This window comes from Nonomuraea jiangxiensis (genome assembly GCF_900099965.1).
Taxonomy (GTDB): domain Bacteria; phylum Actinomycetota; class Actinomycetes; order Streptosporangiales; family Streptosporangiaceae; genus Nonomuraea; species Nonomuraea jiangxiensis.
This window is the reverse complement of the sequence record NZ_FNDJ01000028.1, coordinates 48,830-62,555: the sequence shown is the minus strand read 5'-3', so window position 1 is coordinate 62,555 and position 13,726 is coordinate 48,830. Positions and strand designations below refer to the sequence as shown.

Sequence of the window (13,726 nt, the reverse complement as noted above, 5' to 3'; positions counted from 1 at the left end):
TGCCGTCATCGGCTCTTGAAGTGCATTTCTGGATTGTGGTATCGCTGCGCAGCTGAGCAATTGCAGCAGACGGTTACTCACGGAGACCCAGCGCGCAGATCGGCCCCCCGATACGATCCGCTTATTCATGGAGAGCTATAGAGATTCGGCGCTTCACGGTCTCGTCCTGTCCGGCGATGCACTTTGCGTAAACACGCAGCAGCACCGCCACGCTGTGCCCCGCCCATTCGGCGACTTGAGGGGCTGGGACTCCAGCCGCCGACGATTCCGTGCGAATGGATCACGGCGCCAGGTACTCCACCGCCTCATCCAACAACGGAACTTCCGACGACAGAGGACCCGCGCCAAGCAGTCGATAACTCTGCGACTTTATCACGTACGGTAAACGTGTGACCGCCAAATCACAGATCTGGGGCCGCGCAGTGCAGACGGCCGTAGTCCAGGTGGCGAGCGGGTACGCATCATCGGTCGAGGTCGGCGGCCTGGTGAACTGGAGCGCCTTCTGCATTCACTCATGCAGATCTCAGCAGGTGGGCGGACCGTGGTCCGTCGTTCGGGGACATGCGCGGGATGATCAAGCGGCCCATATACGTCCAGCACCGCGTTTCAGCAGGTCATTCCATATAGATTGGTCTCTCCGCCCGCGCTCTCCTAAAGCGGGTGCCGCAGGTTCGCATCCTGCCGGGGCACTGTCCTGCGACCTGCGGTTTCTCAGCCGCAGGTCCTTGCTCTTTGGACCTTGATAGGCAGCCGACGGTGCCCGCGTGCAGCCATAAGACCATGATCAGGGACATATGCGGGATGATCTTGGAGGCGTTTCCCCAGGTCAGACCCTGATGCTGGGTCATTCGGGCCTTTGGGAACCGGCTACGATCGCCCGGGCATCGGACAACTACAGCCGTTGATCGTGCGAAATACATGCGTACATTCCAGCGTCACCTCCGCGGCACAAGCCAAATACGACCTCCCAGATCGCGTCCAGTGGCCATCCCGGCGTTGGTCGATCTTGGGCGGTGCGCTGCCCGTGCACGCCGGTGCTGGTGACCGACAACGACGGTGATTCCGCCCTCCGAGATGCCCCCAAGATCGCCATAGCCCTCGACTCAGCCGGCCGGCCCTCGCGCTGACCATGCGTCGTCGTGTCAGCGGCCGCATCAGGAGGGCGACAGGTCGGTATCAGAGTGGTCGGCGATCGTGGATGCATGAGCGGTTCAGCACCTGTCCGTTCAAGACAAATCTCGTAACAGTCCGAAGGAGCACAACACCATGTCGATCACCCTCACCGACCAGGACAAGCTGACCCTGCGGATCGCCGCGTGGGGCGCCGTCTCACTGATGTCCGCCGCTGGCGCCGCCGGCTCGGCCCACAAGGCCGCCGCCGAAGGCTCCATTGCCCTGACCTCCGCGACCGGCCTGGTGGGGCACGTACTCACCAAGGCCCCCAAAGGGGTGAAGTACGGCAAGACCGTAGCCGCACTCGCCGACCAGGTACTGCCCGCCCTGACCACATCCATCAGCCTGCTCAAGCAGCAGGACCCGGCCGAGGCCGACAACTTCCGCCGCACCGTCAACGTCGCCATCGACGCAGCCGCCCGGCCCCAGAAGGGCGAGCCCAGCCCCACCATGGCCGAGATGGCCCGAAAGATCACCGAGGCTCTCGACACCGCTTGATGAGACGTGGCGGCGTCGACGCGCCCAGGATGGAGATGCTCACCGCGGGGTGAGGGGCAGCCTGACCTCAGGGAGGCCCTGCCCGCGGTGTCTCCCCCGTACGCCTCGACGTTCACTCCACCCGTTGCTGGAGGATGTTCCGGAAACGGCCTCCTTTCCGCATACGCCGCTCGCCTTCGACGTCGCCGGACAGACGGCGAGGGTCGAGGCGACCACGGTGGTGCCCGAGGCCTATGCCGCTCGTCGGCGAGTACGGCATGGGAAGGCTGGCCGGCGTACTGCGACTGCTCGGCTCCGGGGCGGCGGGCGGCTTCAACCTGGCCGCCGAGTAGGCCGCGGAGAGTCAGCGGTTGCGTGCGGCACCGATCGTGCCCGAGCCGGCCGGGTTGCGGTCTTGGGGTGTTCGACGGGGGTGGGACATGCTGGCGGCTCCCGGTCAGCGGCAAGCCGGCCAAGTGGACGGTGGTGCTGCTGGACGTGCCGACGACCTGGGATGACAGCGGCCGCCGTACAGCGCCTCGGCGTTTCCCGACCGATGGCTAGACGGACGACTGGATCTACCGGTGCTGTCGCGGTCTGCGGTGCCGCGAAACCGGCCGCCGCAGAAGCACTACCGCACAGCCTTGGAAGCCGCCATGGAAGATCTTTTTATCTTCTACTGACCAGACGTTTGACGACCCCCCACACTGAAGGCCGTGACGTACGATCTCACCGACGCTCGGAACCGCCTGGTCTCTCCCCGCCAGCTTCACCAGGTGGCAGCCCTGCTCAACATGCCGCACCTGGACATGAGCGCCACCCACAACGACGACGCTCCGCAAACCCGACAGCAGGCGGCGCTGTACGCCGGCATCGCCGACTGGGCTCGGCTCTCGGCGCAGGCGGCCGAACAGCTCGGCAAGCCGAACGCGCCCGAGACTACCGACCAATTCGCTTATCTCATCGAATACACCGACCAGCACGCCAAAGGCTGGCACCAAGCTCCCAGCGAGCACTCCCATGGGATCACCCCCGCCGATACGGCCGAGACGGTCGCGGAAACCGTACTCACTCGCTACATCACCCACTTGGCCCAACACCGTGATAACTACCAACTGTGGCTGGTGGATTCGCTATCACTGCGTGCCAGCGTGTGGCACGTGGACACCGCCGAGGCCCACCCGCGTGGCCGCCGCCCCAACTGTCCCTCCTCAGCGCACACGTTCAATGAGGCAGGGATTCTTCCTCACGCCGTCGAGATCCGCACGCCCATCCAAATACACCGGTTCATGGATCACCGCATTGCCCCGTGATCGAGAGCGAGGTCATGGAAGCAATGACGCGAGCGATTAGGCCTGGCGTGTTGCGGGGGCCGGCATCGGGGGTGGTACCAGCCGACTCCTGGAACGTCTCCGGCAGCTTGAAGATAGACAGGCTCATCGCGGGCGCCGAGGCGGCCACGGGCGTCAACCTGTCCGCAAGCCTGACGGCCTCGCTGGGCAACAGCATCGCAGTCCCGACCCCACCACGCAAAACAACGACCGCCACGTACGGCGTGTGGCGTAAAAAGACCAATGGCATCTACCAGGTCTGCGGTCGGAGCGGTCAGCGACGAGTGACCGCGTGGACTCCCTGGCACGTCGGCTGGTACGTCAAGCAAAGGTGATCTCGACATGAGGATTCGACAGGTAGCGCCTCTCCTGGTTTTCTGCACCGTCGTCTCCTTGGCAGTGGCCTGCACGACTACTCCTCCAACGGATCCGGTGCCGGACCGGCGAGGCGCCACCTCGTCGGCCGTCCCGACCGAGACCGCAGTGACCACACCACCCTCGCCAAAAAGCGTGCCGCTCCGCATGCCGGGCATGGACGCGGGCACGAAAACCGTACTCAAGGCGGGGCCGAGGACGGGATCAATGATCGTCGGGGACATCCCACCCGGCAAGGACGAACTCTGGGTGCTCTTCAACTGCCGGGGAGAGGGCAAGGCGGAGATCATTCTGGAGCCGGGCATCAACATGCCCTCCACCTGTCTCGACGACCTGATCAGCCCCATCATGAACCGGCTTGACCTCGGGCAGCGGAAGACCCTGACCATGCGCATCCAAGCCCCAGACTCGGTCGAGTGGGCCCTGCGCGTTACCCGTTGACGCTCACCAGGAGTCGGGCACCTCCCCCGAATCGCTGGTTCTCGACGACCCGATACACGCAAGCTACGTAGCCCCGCGCGTGCTGACTGACTGTTCGGCCTGTCAACGACGGCCGCATTCTGGATCAGGCGCACTTTCGTGTTCGGACTCTGATCAGTCGGTCAGCAGGATGCGTTTGCGCAGGAGATCGGGATTTGTACGGCCGTACATCTGTCGCTTGAGCATCTTGGTCCGGTTGACGTGCCCTTCGACAGGCTCGGACTGTAAGGCAGAGTGAGCCCAGCGGTGACGGCATCTTGGTCCCGGCGTAGCCCGCTGACAGAGGAGTGCAGCTCAGGCAGATCGTCGCCTAGAACTGCGGTCATCCAGGTTCTGGCCGTGGCGGTGCGACATCATCTCGGCCGACTGGCGCACGTGCAGCCGAAGTGCCGCCAGCTGGGGCATGCGGTGGTGAGCGACTGGAGCTGGCGGCGGTCGTCAGGGGCGAGGTTGGCGGGGTTGCGCAGGAACCAGCCGGTGGCCTGCCGACCGTGGGTGGCCGCGCTCGTGTTGGCGCGAGAGGCGTTCCGTCGCGCCAGGGGCGACATACTGGCGGAAGGTGGTGCCGCTGCCGCGATAGCCCAGAGCCTGCAGCCCCTGGTAGAGGAGTTCGGCGTTGGTGCATCCCTCGCCCCACCGTTTGCGCAGGTAGGAGTCATAGGCTCCCAGGGTCTTGGGCCGTCGGCCGGTGCCGTTGTGAACGAGCAGGACATAGGGGCTGGCGGCGCGGGCGGTCCAGGGACAGCAGGTGGGCGATCTTCCGAAGTCTTTAGCAAGAAGAGAAGGGCGGTGAACGTTGCCGCTACCGCCGCAGCTGCCCACTCACCGAGGGTCGCAGGCCGCGGACGAAACATCAACGTCGCGTAGATGTGCGACGGGTTCTTGTGCATGGACCGCGCTCTCCTGAAGACGAAGTTCTCCCGTGACGGAAAGGAGATCGCCACGACCGACATCGCCGGATGTGCCTCCCAGAGGAGCGAGCAGTGCACGCTCTCCGCGAGGCTGCCGCAGGACACCGGCGTCTACACCCTCGCTGTATCGTCGCGCAGGAATCCGGCCGCAGGCCACCGGAGTCGACGCCGTCTGGACCTTCCGCTCGGCCCGTACAGCGAAGGCCACGTCCCTGCCGCTGATGGCGGTCAGGTACGCGCCCGAGGGCCTCGACAACGCCAACCGGGCCAAGGCCGGGTCGCGGACTCGTGCGCAACCCCGGTGCCCGCGAGGCCGCGGTGAAGTCGATCAAGCTGGAGTTCTCCACCGACGACGGGGCCACCTGGCAGCCGGTCAAGACGCAGGCGGCCGGCTCTGGCTGGACGGCAAGGATCGCCAATCCGGGCTCGCCAGGATTCGTCTCCCTGCGGGCAACGGTCGAAGACACCGCCGGTGATGACGTCACGCAGACGGTGAACCGTGCCTACGCGGTCGGATGATCGCACGGGGCCGCGAGAACGTGGCCCCGTGCGGCTTGTAAGGCTTTGGTCGCGTTTTTCCAAGTACGGGGTGTAGATCGACGAAGGGAGCATGGCCGGTGCGTCGTAAACAGGCGGAGTTCGCCACGGACCCCGTGGCGTTCGAGGCCTTCTACCTGCGGCACGTCGAGGGCATCACGCGGTTCCTGGCCCGTCGGGTCGATGCCCCTCAGATGGTCGCGGACCTGGTCGCGGATGTGTTCCTGGCGGTGATGGAGTCTGCTCATACCTACCGGCAGGGACGGGGCAGCGAGGTGGCGTGGCTGTACGGAGTGGCACGCAACACGCTCTCGGCCGAGCGGCGCAGGTCATTGAGGGAGTCCCAGTTGACCGATCGTGTGAGCAGGCGGCGGCCTCTGGACAATGACGACATTGCCCGTTTGGAGGAGCGGATCGACGCGGAGGGGCCCGCCCGGCGGGCCTTTGAGGCCATGGCCGACTTGCCTGAGGGGGAACGCGCCGTACTGGAGCTGATCGTGCTCGATCAGTTGACGGTCACGGAGGCCGCGGGCGCTTTGGGCATTCGGTCGGGGACCGCCATGGTCCGGCTGCACCGCGCTCGCCGCACGCTCAAGGAACTGCCCTTCGTCATGGAAGGAATCGGCAGATGAGTTTCGAGGAGCAGTTGCTGATGGATCTGAAAGTCGAGTTCGCCGCGCGGGCGGACCGCCGCCGCCGTTCCGTTCGCCGCGTGTCCGTGGCCGCGGCGGTGGCAGGGCTTGCCGCCGCGGCGGCCATCGCCGTACCGCTGCTGACCGGTACGGAGAGTCAGGCGTACGCGGTGACCGAGAACACCGACGGCACGATCAGCGTACAGATCAAGGAGTTCAAGGACGCCGACAAGCTGGAGCGGGACCTCAAGGCGCTGAACGTACCCGCCGACATCACCTATCTCAAGCCTGGCAAGGCCTGCGAGCCGGACAGGGGCCGGCTCGTCGAGGGCAAGATGGGCATGACTCCCCAGGAATGGGAGGATTCCGTTCACCACAAGGTGGCCGATCTGGCGGATGGAAGCGACGAGCAGATCGACATCCATCCCAGGTACATCGGCAAGGGTCAGACTCTGGTCATGGAGATCAGCGAGTCCGGCCGCGTCCCCGAGGGACCGCGGAGCAGGTTGATGTTCCGCGGCCTGCTGATCACGGGCAAGGTCAAGCCGTGCACCGTCGTCGATGCACACTATGAACTGCGCGGCGGCCCCATTCCCTCGACCTCCGTCGGACGCTGACCCGGCCGAACACGACGCCGCTGCGGGCTTGATCAGCGCGACGCAAAGCAGCGCGGTCGAGATCAAGCTCCGCAGGTCAATGACAAACACATCGATGAAGGGACGGGCGAGCGGCGGCGGTCCTGCTCGGTCTCGGGCTCGCAACAGCCCGCAGATCATCGGGGTGCTGCCGCTGCCCTACCCGCACATGCCCCCCTGCCGCCCGGAACTGAACTTCGGGGCCGCTCAGTGGCAATCAGTAATGAAGCTCCGGAGGCAGAGCTCTGGATCGCGTCCTTGCAGCAGGTCAAGCGCATAAATGACAGCGTTGAAGTGCGGTGGCTCGCCCGGTTTCAGCGGCGGCGGGTGCGACACCGAGTCGACGACGCCGTCGACGGCCAGCCGGGCGATGAGCCAGGTGGCCGCCCGCCACGGCTTATGGCCGTGGCTGAACGTGACGTCCTGCAGAAACTCCACACTCGACCGAGCGGGGCTCGATCGCGCTGCTGACGCCGTTCCTTCGCGTACAGGACAGCACGGGCTCGTCGTGCTGGCATGGCGGTGAATCTTACGCGGGCTGCCCCGGATGGGCGCGGAGAACGCCACGCCCACGGCCATGGCACTGTTCAACGCGATGGAGGCGCGAGCGTTGGCCTCTCAGGGTGACGAGACCGGCTGCAGCCGGGTACTCGGCGAGGCCGAGCGCTGGTTCGAACGGCGAGGCCGCGACCGGGTGGTGGAAGCGTGCAACTCTCCGAAAGCCTGTACGTCCGCAGCCTGTCCTTCGTCCGGACCCTCCTGGCCACGAGCCATGTGGCCAGAGGCGATCTGATTCAGACTTTCACGGAGACGCGGCTCGCCCGAGCCCGCTCGGAGACACCCACAGCGAGATGTCGCCGTGGGTACAAATGAGGGAGGATAAGCCGGATGCGGATCGGCGTGCAGAAGGGCAAATGGCCGCTGCCAGGCACGAATGCACCCAGGCTGGCGGCAGAATGGGACGCTCGGATTTTGGGCGCCGACGAATTCGGTACTTGGCTGTTCAGCCGAGAAGGCGAGGTCCATCGAAAGGCCGACGGCACGTCGGTGACGCTCCCCAGCGACGGTGTGCAGTTGCTCCCACGCGATGGCTGGTGGGCGGCTTGGTGGTGGCGTAACGACCGCTGGATCGGCGTCGACATCTGCACGCCGCCGACTCTAGGTGTGTCGGGGTGGAGTTATATAGACCTCGAACTGGATTTGGTGCGGTTTGCGGATGGCACTGTCCTGCTGGTCGATGAGGAGGAGTTCGAGCAGACTGTGGCCGAGTGCATGGTTCCCCAGGCCGTCATAACCGCGGCCCGAACCGCGGCGTCCGACCTGCAGACCAGGCTTGCTTCTGCTACCGAACCGATCATTCCCAGGGGCTGGGAGTGGCTGAAGCGGGCTTGACGAGCCGGGTTCACGGACCACGGCCGTACTGACTCGTGGACGGATGACCGAGCCAAGAGCCCGTTGCCCCTTGTATTCCGGTGGTGTCTGCGATGCGACGCGCCGTTCGGATGTGCGCCAGCCGTCAGACTGTGCGGGTACGCGTCCGTGAGATCGATGACGAGAAGGGCCGGCGCCTGCTACGGATCATCCATAAGACCCCGCTGACAAGGGGTTTGGTCGCTGAGCTCGGGGCCAGGGGATGCCCCTGGCCGAATCAATCTTCTGCGGAGTGGGGAGTGGCGAGGCCTGGAGCCAGCCCGTGACTTCTTACCGCTCGGCGGCCAGCCGGATTCCCAAGCCGATGAAGAGACCTCCGGTGGCCACGTCGATGCGGCGGCGGGCGGCCTGCCGGCGGCGCAGCCATCCGCCGATTCGCCCCGCGAGCACGCCGACCGTGCCGTCGACGAGGAACTCCAGCACGATCAGGATGGCCCCCAGGATCGCGAACTGCAGCCAGACCCGTCCCAGGCTTGGATCGATGAACTGTGGCAGGAACGCAATCGTGAAGGTGACCATCTTCGGGTTCAGCAGGTTGGTCAGCAGGCCCCTGAAGTACGCCTGGCGGCCTGACATCAGCCCGCCCGCCCCGGCCGTCTCCTCGACCTCCTTGCGATTGCGGATCATCTGGACGCCGAGATAGATCAGATAGGCGGCACCGGCGAAGCGCACCACGGTGAAGGCGGTCGGCGCCGCAGCGAAGAGAGCGGCCAGCCCGGCGGCCGCCACGGCGACATGGACGGCCTCGCTCGTCGCCACCCCGCACGTGGCCAGAAGCCCTGCACGAGGCCCACCGCGCATCCCGCAGCCCAGGACGAACAGCATGTCCGGCCCCGGCGCAATCATCGCGACGATCGAAGTTACGGTGAAAGCCACCACCAGGTGTTGATCGACCGGCATGGGGCGAATCGTCTCACATTGGGGCCCGCTCCTGCCCGCGGGTACATCACTCGAAGACGGCCTCCACCCAGGCTCCCCTTTCCCGCCTTGGCGATCAACTCCTTGTCAGCAGGGCGGAGGGCGCAGATGGTGCTGCTGTCCGTTCGGGGCATGCCCGTGGCGAAGATATCGCCCACCGACCACGCCAGCCGTACGGAGCGGGGCAGCACGATCCACCGCTACATCACCTGACGGAACCCACGCCGCCGTTGAACAGCTGTGCGAGGACCGGGGGCGAACGTTGCCTGATACGGCAGTAGCCGTCGCACCCTTCGCGGGATGTGGTGCCCGCGAGGCGAGCGCCACATGCGATTCCGGCGCTACCCGATGCTCTTACTCGGCGCGGTCCAAGTGTTGCAGGAGCCGGGTCGGCCGCTGCTGAACCCCCGATCCAGCCACGCCGCGTAGGCCTTGAGATCCTGGTCCCTCTTGTACCTCGCCATGAACTTGGACCAGGACGGCAACGTGTCGCGCATCGATTGCAGCGCAGCGCCGGCAAAACAGGCAGTCTGATCTGCACTCCTGTTGATGACCAGCATCTGCTCGTCCCTACTCACGGCCTTGGCCTCAAGCTCATCGCCATAGTCCATAATGCCGACCAGGTCTTGAATGTAATAACTATGCATACGGGCAACGGAATGCGCAGCCCATAGCCCTTCCTTAGAACTCCATGCCTTAGATTCGGCCAGCACGTAATATGTCTTTCTGGCTTCACAGTAGAAACCGGTGGCGCCCGTTGGCGGCACTGTCCCGCCACAAGCGTCGACGTTGGCCCGCTCCTTCAGAAAGTAGCGCTTGGGCGCTTTGTAAGACTGATGCATCTTTGCAAGCTGCTTCGCCCATACACGGTCGAGGCAGCCACTCACCGTCTGCATGTAGCGCCGCATCGAGCTCCAACTGCCATCTTCCAGACGAGGCAGCTTGCACGTCATCTTGGCGATACGAGACGTCCGGTAAAGCGGACTTCTCAATGCCGCATCCCGGGGAGAAGGCGATGGCTCGGCACGGAAAGCAGCCGGTTTCACCTGCACCGCAGACTGGACCACAGCGCCGCCCTGACCGCTCGGCAGGCTGCCGCCTGTCGAAGCACAACCGGCCAGACCGCCCAACGTGACAAGCAGAACGAAGCCGCTGAGCGACGACCGCAGCGGCAGCGTTACCGGCTTCGGAGGTACCGAATGGGGTCGGCTGCCCGTTTGATCCATGGATTTCACAGGAAGACATGATCTGGCACCACAACCTCCTATGAGGAGAAGCCCGTCGTCACATTCGGATCACAGGTGCGATGGCCGCCTTCAGAACGGTCTCCAGACGCGGGGCAGGACGTCATGACGCAGGGATGCCATCCACAGCCTGTGCGTACTCTTTCGGCGCCAACCACCGGAACCCTCGGAAGGGGCTGCCGAGGCCGTTTCGGCGTACGGCGAAGAGGGTTCGGGTCTGCTGTGGGGCAGGTGTCGATGGCGGGTGAACGCCGGGCCGTCGGCGTGTCGAAGACCGTTCTGAGGGAAGGTCTCACGCTCACACTCAGTAGCTTGACCAAGGGCTTGTTTCAGGAGCATTAAGTTGGGATGAGTCCTCGTGCACGGCACGAAACTCATCCCGGGGCCTTGGCGTTGTCCGGCGGTCGCCGGTGCCGTGGGTTAGGCGATCACTTCGCCTTGGATGACGCGGAATCGGTGTAGCAGTTCGGACCGGATGGAGGTGAAGTGCTCGTCCATGTGGCGTCGCAGGCCGGCAAGCTCGTCGTTGAGCGCGGCAACGTCTTGTCTCATCTCGGCTCGCAGGTCGGTAAGGTCGGCTACCACCTGAGCGGTGTGGCTTTCGAGTGCCCGGATACGCGTCATGAGGTCGATGATCTGTGCTTCTGTGTTCATGCATTCCTACCTTTGCGAAGCTAGGAAGGTTCCCCCGGCGCTGGTGGTGCGGCTCGGGTCTGACGTTGAGCACGGTGACAGACGGGTGATGCCGGCGACAGTCCTCGGCTGCGACGGGGGTGTGGTTCTTTCTCCTGGTAGGAAGATTGTTCTTCCGGGGAGATGTCAGCCGTCAGCGGTGTGAGGGCAAACAGGGGCGTGCCGGGACAGAGGGTCAGGGCCGATGATGCAGGGCCGATGATGCGGGGCTGCGGGCGGGCCGCAGATCGGCATGTTCTGGCTCAGGCGGAGATCGCCTCGTGCAGGCGCCGCGCCTCATGGATCAGCAGGCTCGAGCCCTTGCGTGCCGCCAGTTCCGCCAGCCCCGGTATTTCGTCGCGCGCCCCAGCGAGCTCCGCCGCGCGCACGGCGACCTTGAGTAGTTCGCCCAGCCCTGGCCTGGGCTTCTCACCGGGTGCGGGCAACAGCAGCGGCACCGCCTGAGCCAGGGCCGTCCACACGGCGGCATGCGCCCCGGCCGCCGTGACCTCGTCGAGGACACCAATGATTCGATTGAGTTTGACCTGCTCGCCGCGGACCATGTGGCCCACGGCCCGGCCGAGGTCGGCCGCGGGCAACTCCCCGTACGCGGCCAGCGTGAGGGTCGCGTCGGCGGCCAGGGCCCGTTGGGCGGGGGTGGGATGGTTCATGGCGATGACGATCGTGCTCGCGGTCGCGATGCCCGCCGGGCCGTCGTTGTGCGCCAGAGCGGTCACGGCCTCCACCGGACCGCTCGATGGAAGGCACTCGAGGAGGTGCGCGGCCAGGGCCTCCCGATGCGAGGGCATGATGGGCGGCCACCACACCGTGTTCCGGGAGGAGGCGGGATAGCCGGTCTTGGGAGCGAGAGTCCACAGCTCGGCGAGCGGCCCGGGCACGCCCTCGGGCGGTGCGAGGCGGGCGTGCGCCTCCTGCAGCGACTGGTGGTAGGAGGCCGGGCGGTCGAACGCTCCGAGTTCCCAGGTCACGACGGGGTCAGGCAACCCACCGGCGCGCAGACACGCCGCCAGTCGCCGGCCCGCCTCCGACGGCAGTCTCTCCGCCCGTACGACCAGCTCCGGATCGATCCTGCGCGGCAGTCGCAGCAACGCCTGCAGGAAGTCGTACTCGAGCGGCTCGGTAACCTTCAATCGCTCCATGCGCGCGACCAAAGTGGCGGCGTCGACGTGCCCGGTGGGCGCTGTCGGCGTGGCCAGTAACACCGGCACCGTCTCGTTCCGTTCGAACAGGGATATGACCTCACGGAAACGTTGCTGGACGAATCGTTGCAGGGCAGGCTCGGAGTTCGGCCAGCGGCTGCTGTCGTCGTGCAGCAATGCGGTCAGCTCGCGGCTGTTCGCCGGCGACACGACGGCCAGCGCGCAACGCGACAGCAGGAAACCGATGTCCTCGTCGAAGCTGGAGATGCCGTACACGTAGTTTCTCGCTTCGAAGGGATGTCGCCAGTTCGTCTGCCACCAGGGCTGCAATCCCTCCACGAGGGCGTCACGGTCCTCGTGGGCCAGCTCGACCAGGCCGGAGAGGATCCGCTCCATCCGCGCCGGCTCCTGCGGCCACAGCGGTTGCTCCAGCTCGGCGGCCAGTTCCGCCACTGACACGATGGGCCGGGCCAGGGCCGGCAGCGGCGTCGGGGTCAGCGCGGGAGCGGCTACGGGATCCGGCTCGGCCTCGTCCACCGTGCCGAAGGCGGCGGCCAACCGCTCGCGCAGGCCGGTGGGTAGCCGGGTGCCCGCCTCGCGGATCGCCTCCCTATCAAGCTCAGCGGTGTGCGGGGCGAGCTTGACCGCGACGCGTACCGCACGTTCGCGCAGGCTGGGCGTCTCGACGTCGAACACGGGCGCCAGCGCGGCCACCGCGGCGGCGCCCCTGGCCGGGGGCGCGTCGGCGATCCACTTCACCGCGGCCGCCATGTTCTTCTTCTCCGGCCGGTACGCCAGCGCCTGGACCGCCTCGGCGAACAGTTCCGTGTCGAGCGCTCCTGCGGACTCCGCCCGACGCAGCTCCTCCAGCGCGAGCTGGACCACGGGTGAGGACGCCGACGGCAGCACACGGACGAACTCGGTCACCGGGATCTCCGCCGCTTCCGGCTTCAGCTCCCGCCACAGCGTGACGAAGGGACCGGTCTCAGCAGCATCGCCTCCGGCCAGGAACCGGCTCACGCAGCCCTCGAGCAGCGCCTGGCGCGGCACGCGGCCCGTTCGGGCCAGCTCGACCAGCTCGCCGACGATGCTCTGCCTGCCCTCCAAGCCTGGATCCCAGCCCAGCCCGTCCGCCACGCCCGCCGCCTGGAACAGGCGCGGCAGCATGTGATCGAGCAGCCGATCATCGGCGAGTACCGGAGTCCCGTTGCTCATCCACTGCCGCTCGACCGTCCGCAGAACCCATCCGGACACGAACGCGTCGTTCTCCGGCGGCTCAACGCCCGTCTCGATCACCAGTGCCGCGGCCAGGTCCCAGGCTCTCAGTGACTCCACGCGCCGCCAGGTCGAGCCGGTGGGGGCCGGTCGCAACCGCCGTACCAGGCGGACGGCCAGGTCGCGGCGCCACTCCAGCGGCCGGTTCGCGAGCACGGACATGACCTGTATGGCGTCGGCCTTCGGCTCCACGCCACTCAGCTCCCGCCGGTTGAGCCAGGAGGCCACCTGCTCCGCCCCGCTCAGACAGGCCGCCCCGGCCAGGCGATAGAGGGCCGCCAGCTCCCAGAGCCGCCGTTCGGCCTCGAACCCGGCGCGCCTGCGTTCGTTCAGGTGGGTGGGCAGGTGCCGGGCCACCGCGCGCTTGTCGTCGTCGGTGAGCCCGTGCAGGAGCGTCACGAGGCTGGTGACGGAGCCGGTCTCGATGCGGTCGAGCACCCCCTGCACGGCGTTCACGCGGGTGTCTCGATCCGGG

The 13,726-nt window shown here is 66.3% G+C and carries 13 protein-coding genes; 8 read left to right on the top strand and 5 right to left on the bottom strand.

Annotation, left to right across the window (positions count from 1 at the left end; translation table 11 throughout):
• Positions 1-1,266 precede the first annotated feature (1,266 nt).
• The 7 genes from BLS95_RS42620 to BLS95_RS42595 all read left to right on the top strand — a co-directional run bounded on the left by BLS95_RS42620 (position 1,267) and on the right by BLS95_RS42595 (position 6,533).
• Positions 1,267-1,671 (top strand): hypothetical protein, encoded by a 405-nt coding sequence (locus BLS95_RS42620; protein WP_090945304.1) that lies wholly within the window; start codon positions 1,267-1,269, stop codon positions 1,669-1,671.
• Between the two features lie 695 nt (positions 1,672-2,366).
• The gene (locus BLS95_RS42615) at positions 2,367-2,963 is read left to right on the top strand and encodes a hypothetical protein (protein WP_090945303.1); all 597 of its coding nucleotides are present in this window, start codon (positions 2,367-2,369) and stop codon (positions 2,961-2,963) included.
• On the top strand, positions 2,960-3,316 hold the full coding sequence (locus BLS95_RS54865) for a hypothetical protein (RefSeq protein ID WP_143044103.1): 357 nt from the start codon (positions 2,960-2,962) through the stop codon (positions 3,314-3,316). Before BLS95_RS42615 ends, BLS95_RS54865 begins: the two co-directional genes overlap by 4 nt.
• 247 nt (positions 3,317-3,563) lie before the next feature.
• Positions 3,564-3,797 (top strand): hypothetical protein, encoded by a 234-nt coding sequence (locus BLS95_RS42610; protein WP_090945302.1) that lies wholly within the window; start codon positions 3,564-3,566, stop codon positions 3,795-3,797.
• Positions 3,798-5,035: 1,238 nt separating this feature from the next.
• The gene (locus BLS95_RS42605; RefSeq protein ID WP_090945301.1) at positions 5,036-5,266 is read left to right on the top strand and encodes a hypothetical protein; all 231 of its coding nucleotides are present in this window, start codon (positions 5,036-5,038) and stop codon (positions 5,264-5,266) included.
• A 98-nt stretch (positions 5,267-5,364) separates the two neighbouring features.
• On the top strand, positions 5,365-5,916 hold the full coding sequence (locus tag BLS95_RS42600; protein WP_090945300.1) for an RNA polymerase sigma factor: 552 nt from the start codon (positions 5,365-5,367) through the stop codon (positions 5,914-5,916).
• Positions 5,913-6,533, top strand: a complete 621-nt coding sequence (locus BLS95_RS42595; RefSeq protein WP_090945299.1) for a hypothetical protein — start codon at positions 5,913-5,915, stop codon at positions 6,531-6,533. Before BLS95_RS42600 ends, BLS95_RS42595 begins: the two co-directional genes overlap by 4 nt.
• Positions 6,534-6,758: 225 nt before the next feature.
• Here BLS95_RS42595 and BLS95_RS42590 read toward each other — a convergent pair whose 3' ends face one another.
• Positions 6,759-6,989, bottom strand: coding sequence for a hypothetical protein (locus BLS95_RS42590; RefSeq protein WP_090945298.1), 231 nt, complete (start codon positions 6,987-6,989; stop codon positions 6,759-6,761).
• Between the two features lie 450 nt (positions 6,990-7,439).
• On the opposite strand from BLS95_RS42590, the gene BLS95_RS42585 reads away from it, so the two are divergent.
• Positions 7,440-7,943: a DUF402 domain-containing protein gene (locus BLS95_RS42585; protein ID WP_090945297.1), complete on the top strand. Its 504-nt coding sequence runs from the start codon at positions 7,440-7,442 to the stop codon at positions 7,941-7,943.
• 309 nt (positions 7,944-8,252) lie between these two features.
• Here BLS95_RS42585 and BLS95_RS42580 read toward each other — a convergent pair whose 3' ends face one another.
• The 4 genes from BLS95_RS42580 to BLS95_RS42565 all read right to left on the bottom strand — a co-directional run bounded on the left by BLS95_RS42580 (position 8,253) and on the right by BLS95_RS42565 (position 13,707).
• On the bottom strand, positions 8,253-8,861 hold the full coding sequence (locus BLS95_RS42580; protein ID WP_218136255.1) for a LysE family translocator: 609 nt from the start codon (positions 8,859-8,861) through the stop codon (positions 8,253-8,255).
• Positions 8,862-9,241: 380 nt separating this feature from the next.
• The gene (locus tag BLS95_RS42575; protein WP_090945295.1) at positions 9,242-10,126 is read right to left on the bottom strand and encodes a neutral zinc metallopeptidase; all 885 of its coding nucleotides are present in this window, start codon (positions 10,124-10,126) and stop codon (positions 9,242-9,244) included.
• Positions 10,127-10,564: 438 nt separating this feature from the next.
• Complete coding sequence (locus BLS95_RS42570) at positions 10,565-10,798, bottom strand: hypothetical protein (RefSeq protein WP_090945294.1); 234 nt, start codon at positions 10,796-10,798, stop codon at positions 10,565-10,567.
• A gap of 281 nt (positions 10,799-11,079) precedes the next feature.
• Positions 11,080-13,707: a DUF6493 family protein gene (locus BLS95_RS42565; protein WP_090945293.1), complete on the bottom strand. Its 2,628-nt coding sequence runs from the start codon at positions 13,705-13,707 to the stop codon at positions 11,080-11,082.
• Positions 13,708-13,726: the final 19 nt, after the last annotated feature.

Coding starts and splice junctions, on each gene's coding strand:
- BLS95_RS42620 (WP_090945304.1), top strand. CDS start 1,267: ATGTCGATCACCCTCACCGACCAGGACAAGCTGACCCTGCGGATCGCC.
- BLS95_RS42610 (WP_090945302.1), top strand. CDS start 3,564: ATGATCGTCGGGGACATCCCACCCGGCAAGGACGAACTCTGGGTGCTC.
- BLS95_RS42595 (WP_090945299.1), top strand. CDS start 5,913: ATGAGTTTCGAGGAGCAGTTGCTGATGGATCTGAAAGTCGAGTTCGCC.
- BLS95_RS42585 (WP_090945297.1), top strand. CDS start 7,440: ATGCGGATCGGCGTGCAGAAGGGCAAATGGCCGCTGCCAGGCACGAAT.
- BLS95_RS42575 (WP_090945295.1), bottom strand. CDS start 10,126: ATGGATCAAACGGGCAGCCGACCCCATTCGGTACCTCCGAAGCCGGTA.
- BLS95_RS42570 (WP_090945294.1), bottom strand. CDS start 10,798: ATGAACACAGAAGCACAGATCATCGACCTCATGACGCGTATCCGGGCA.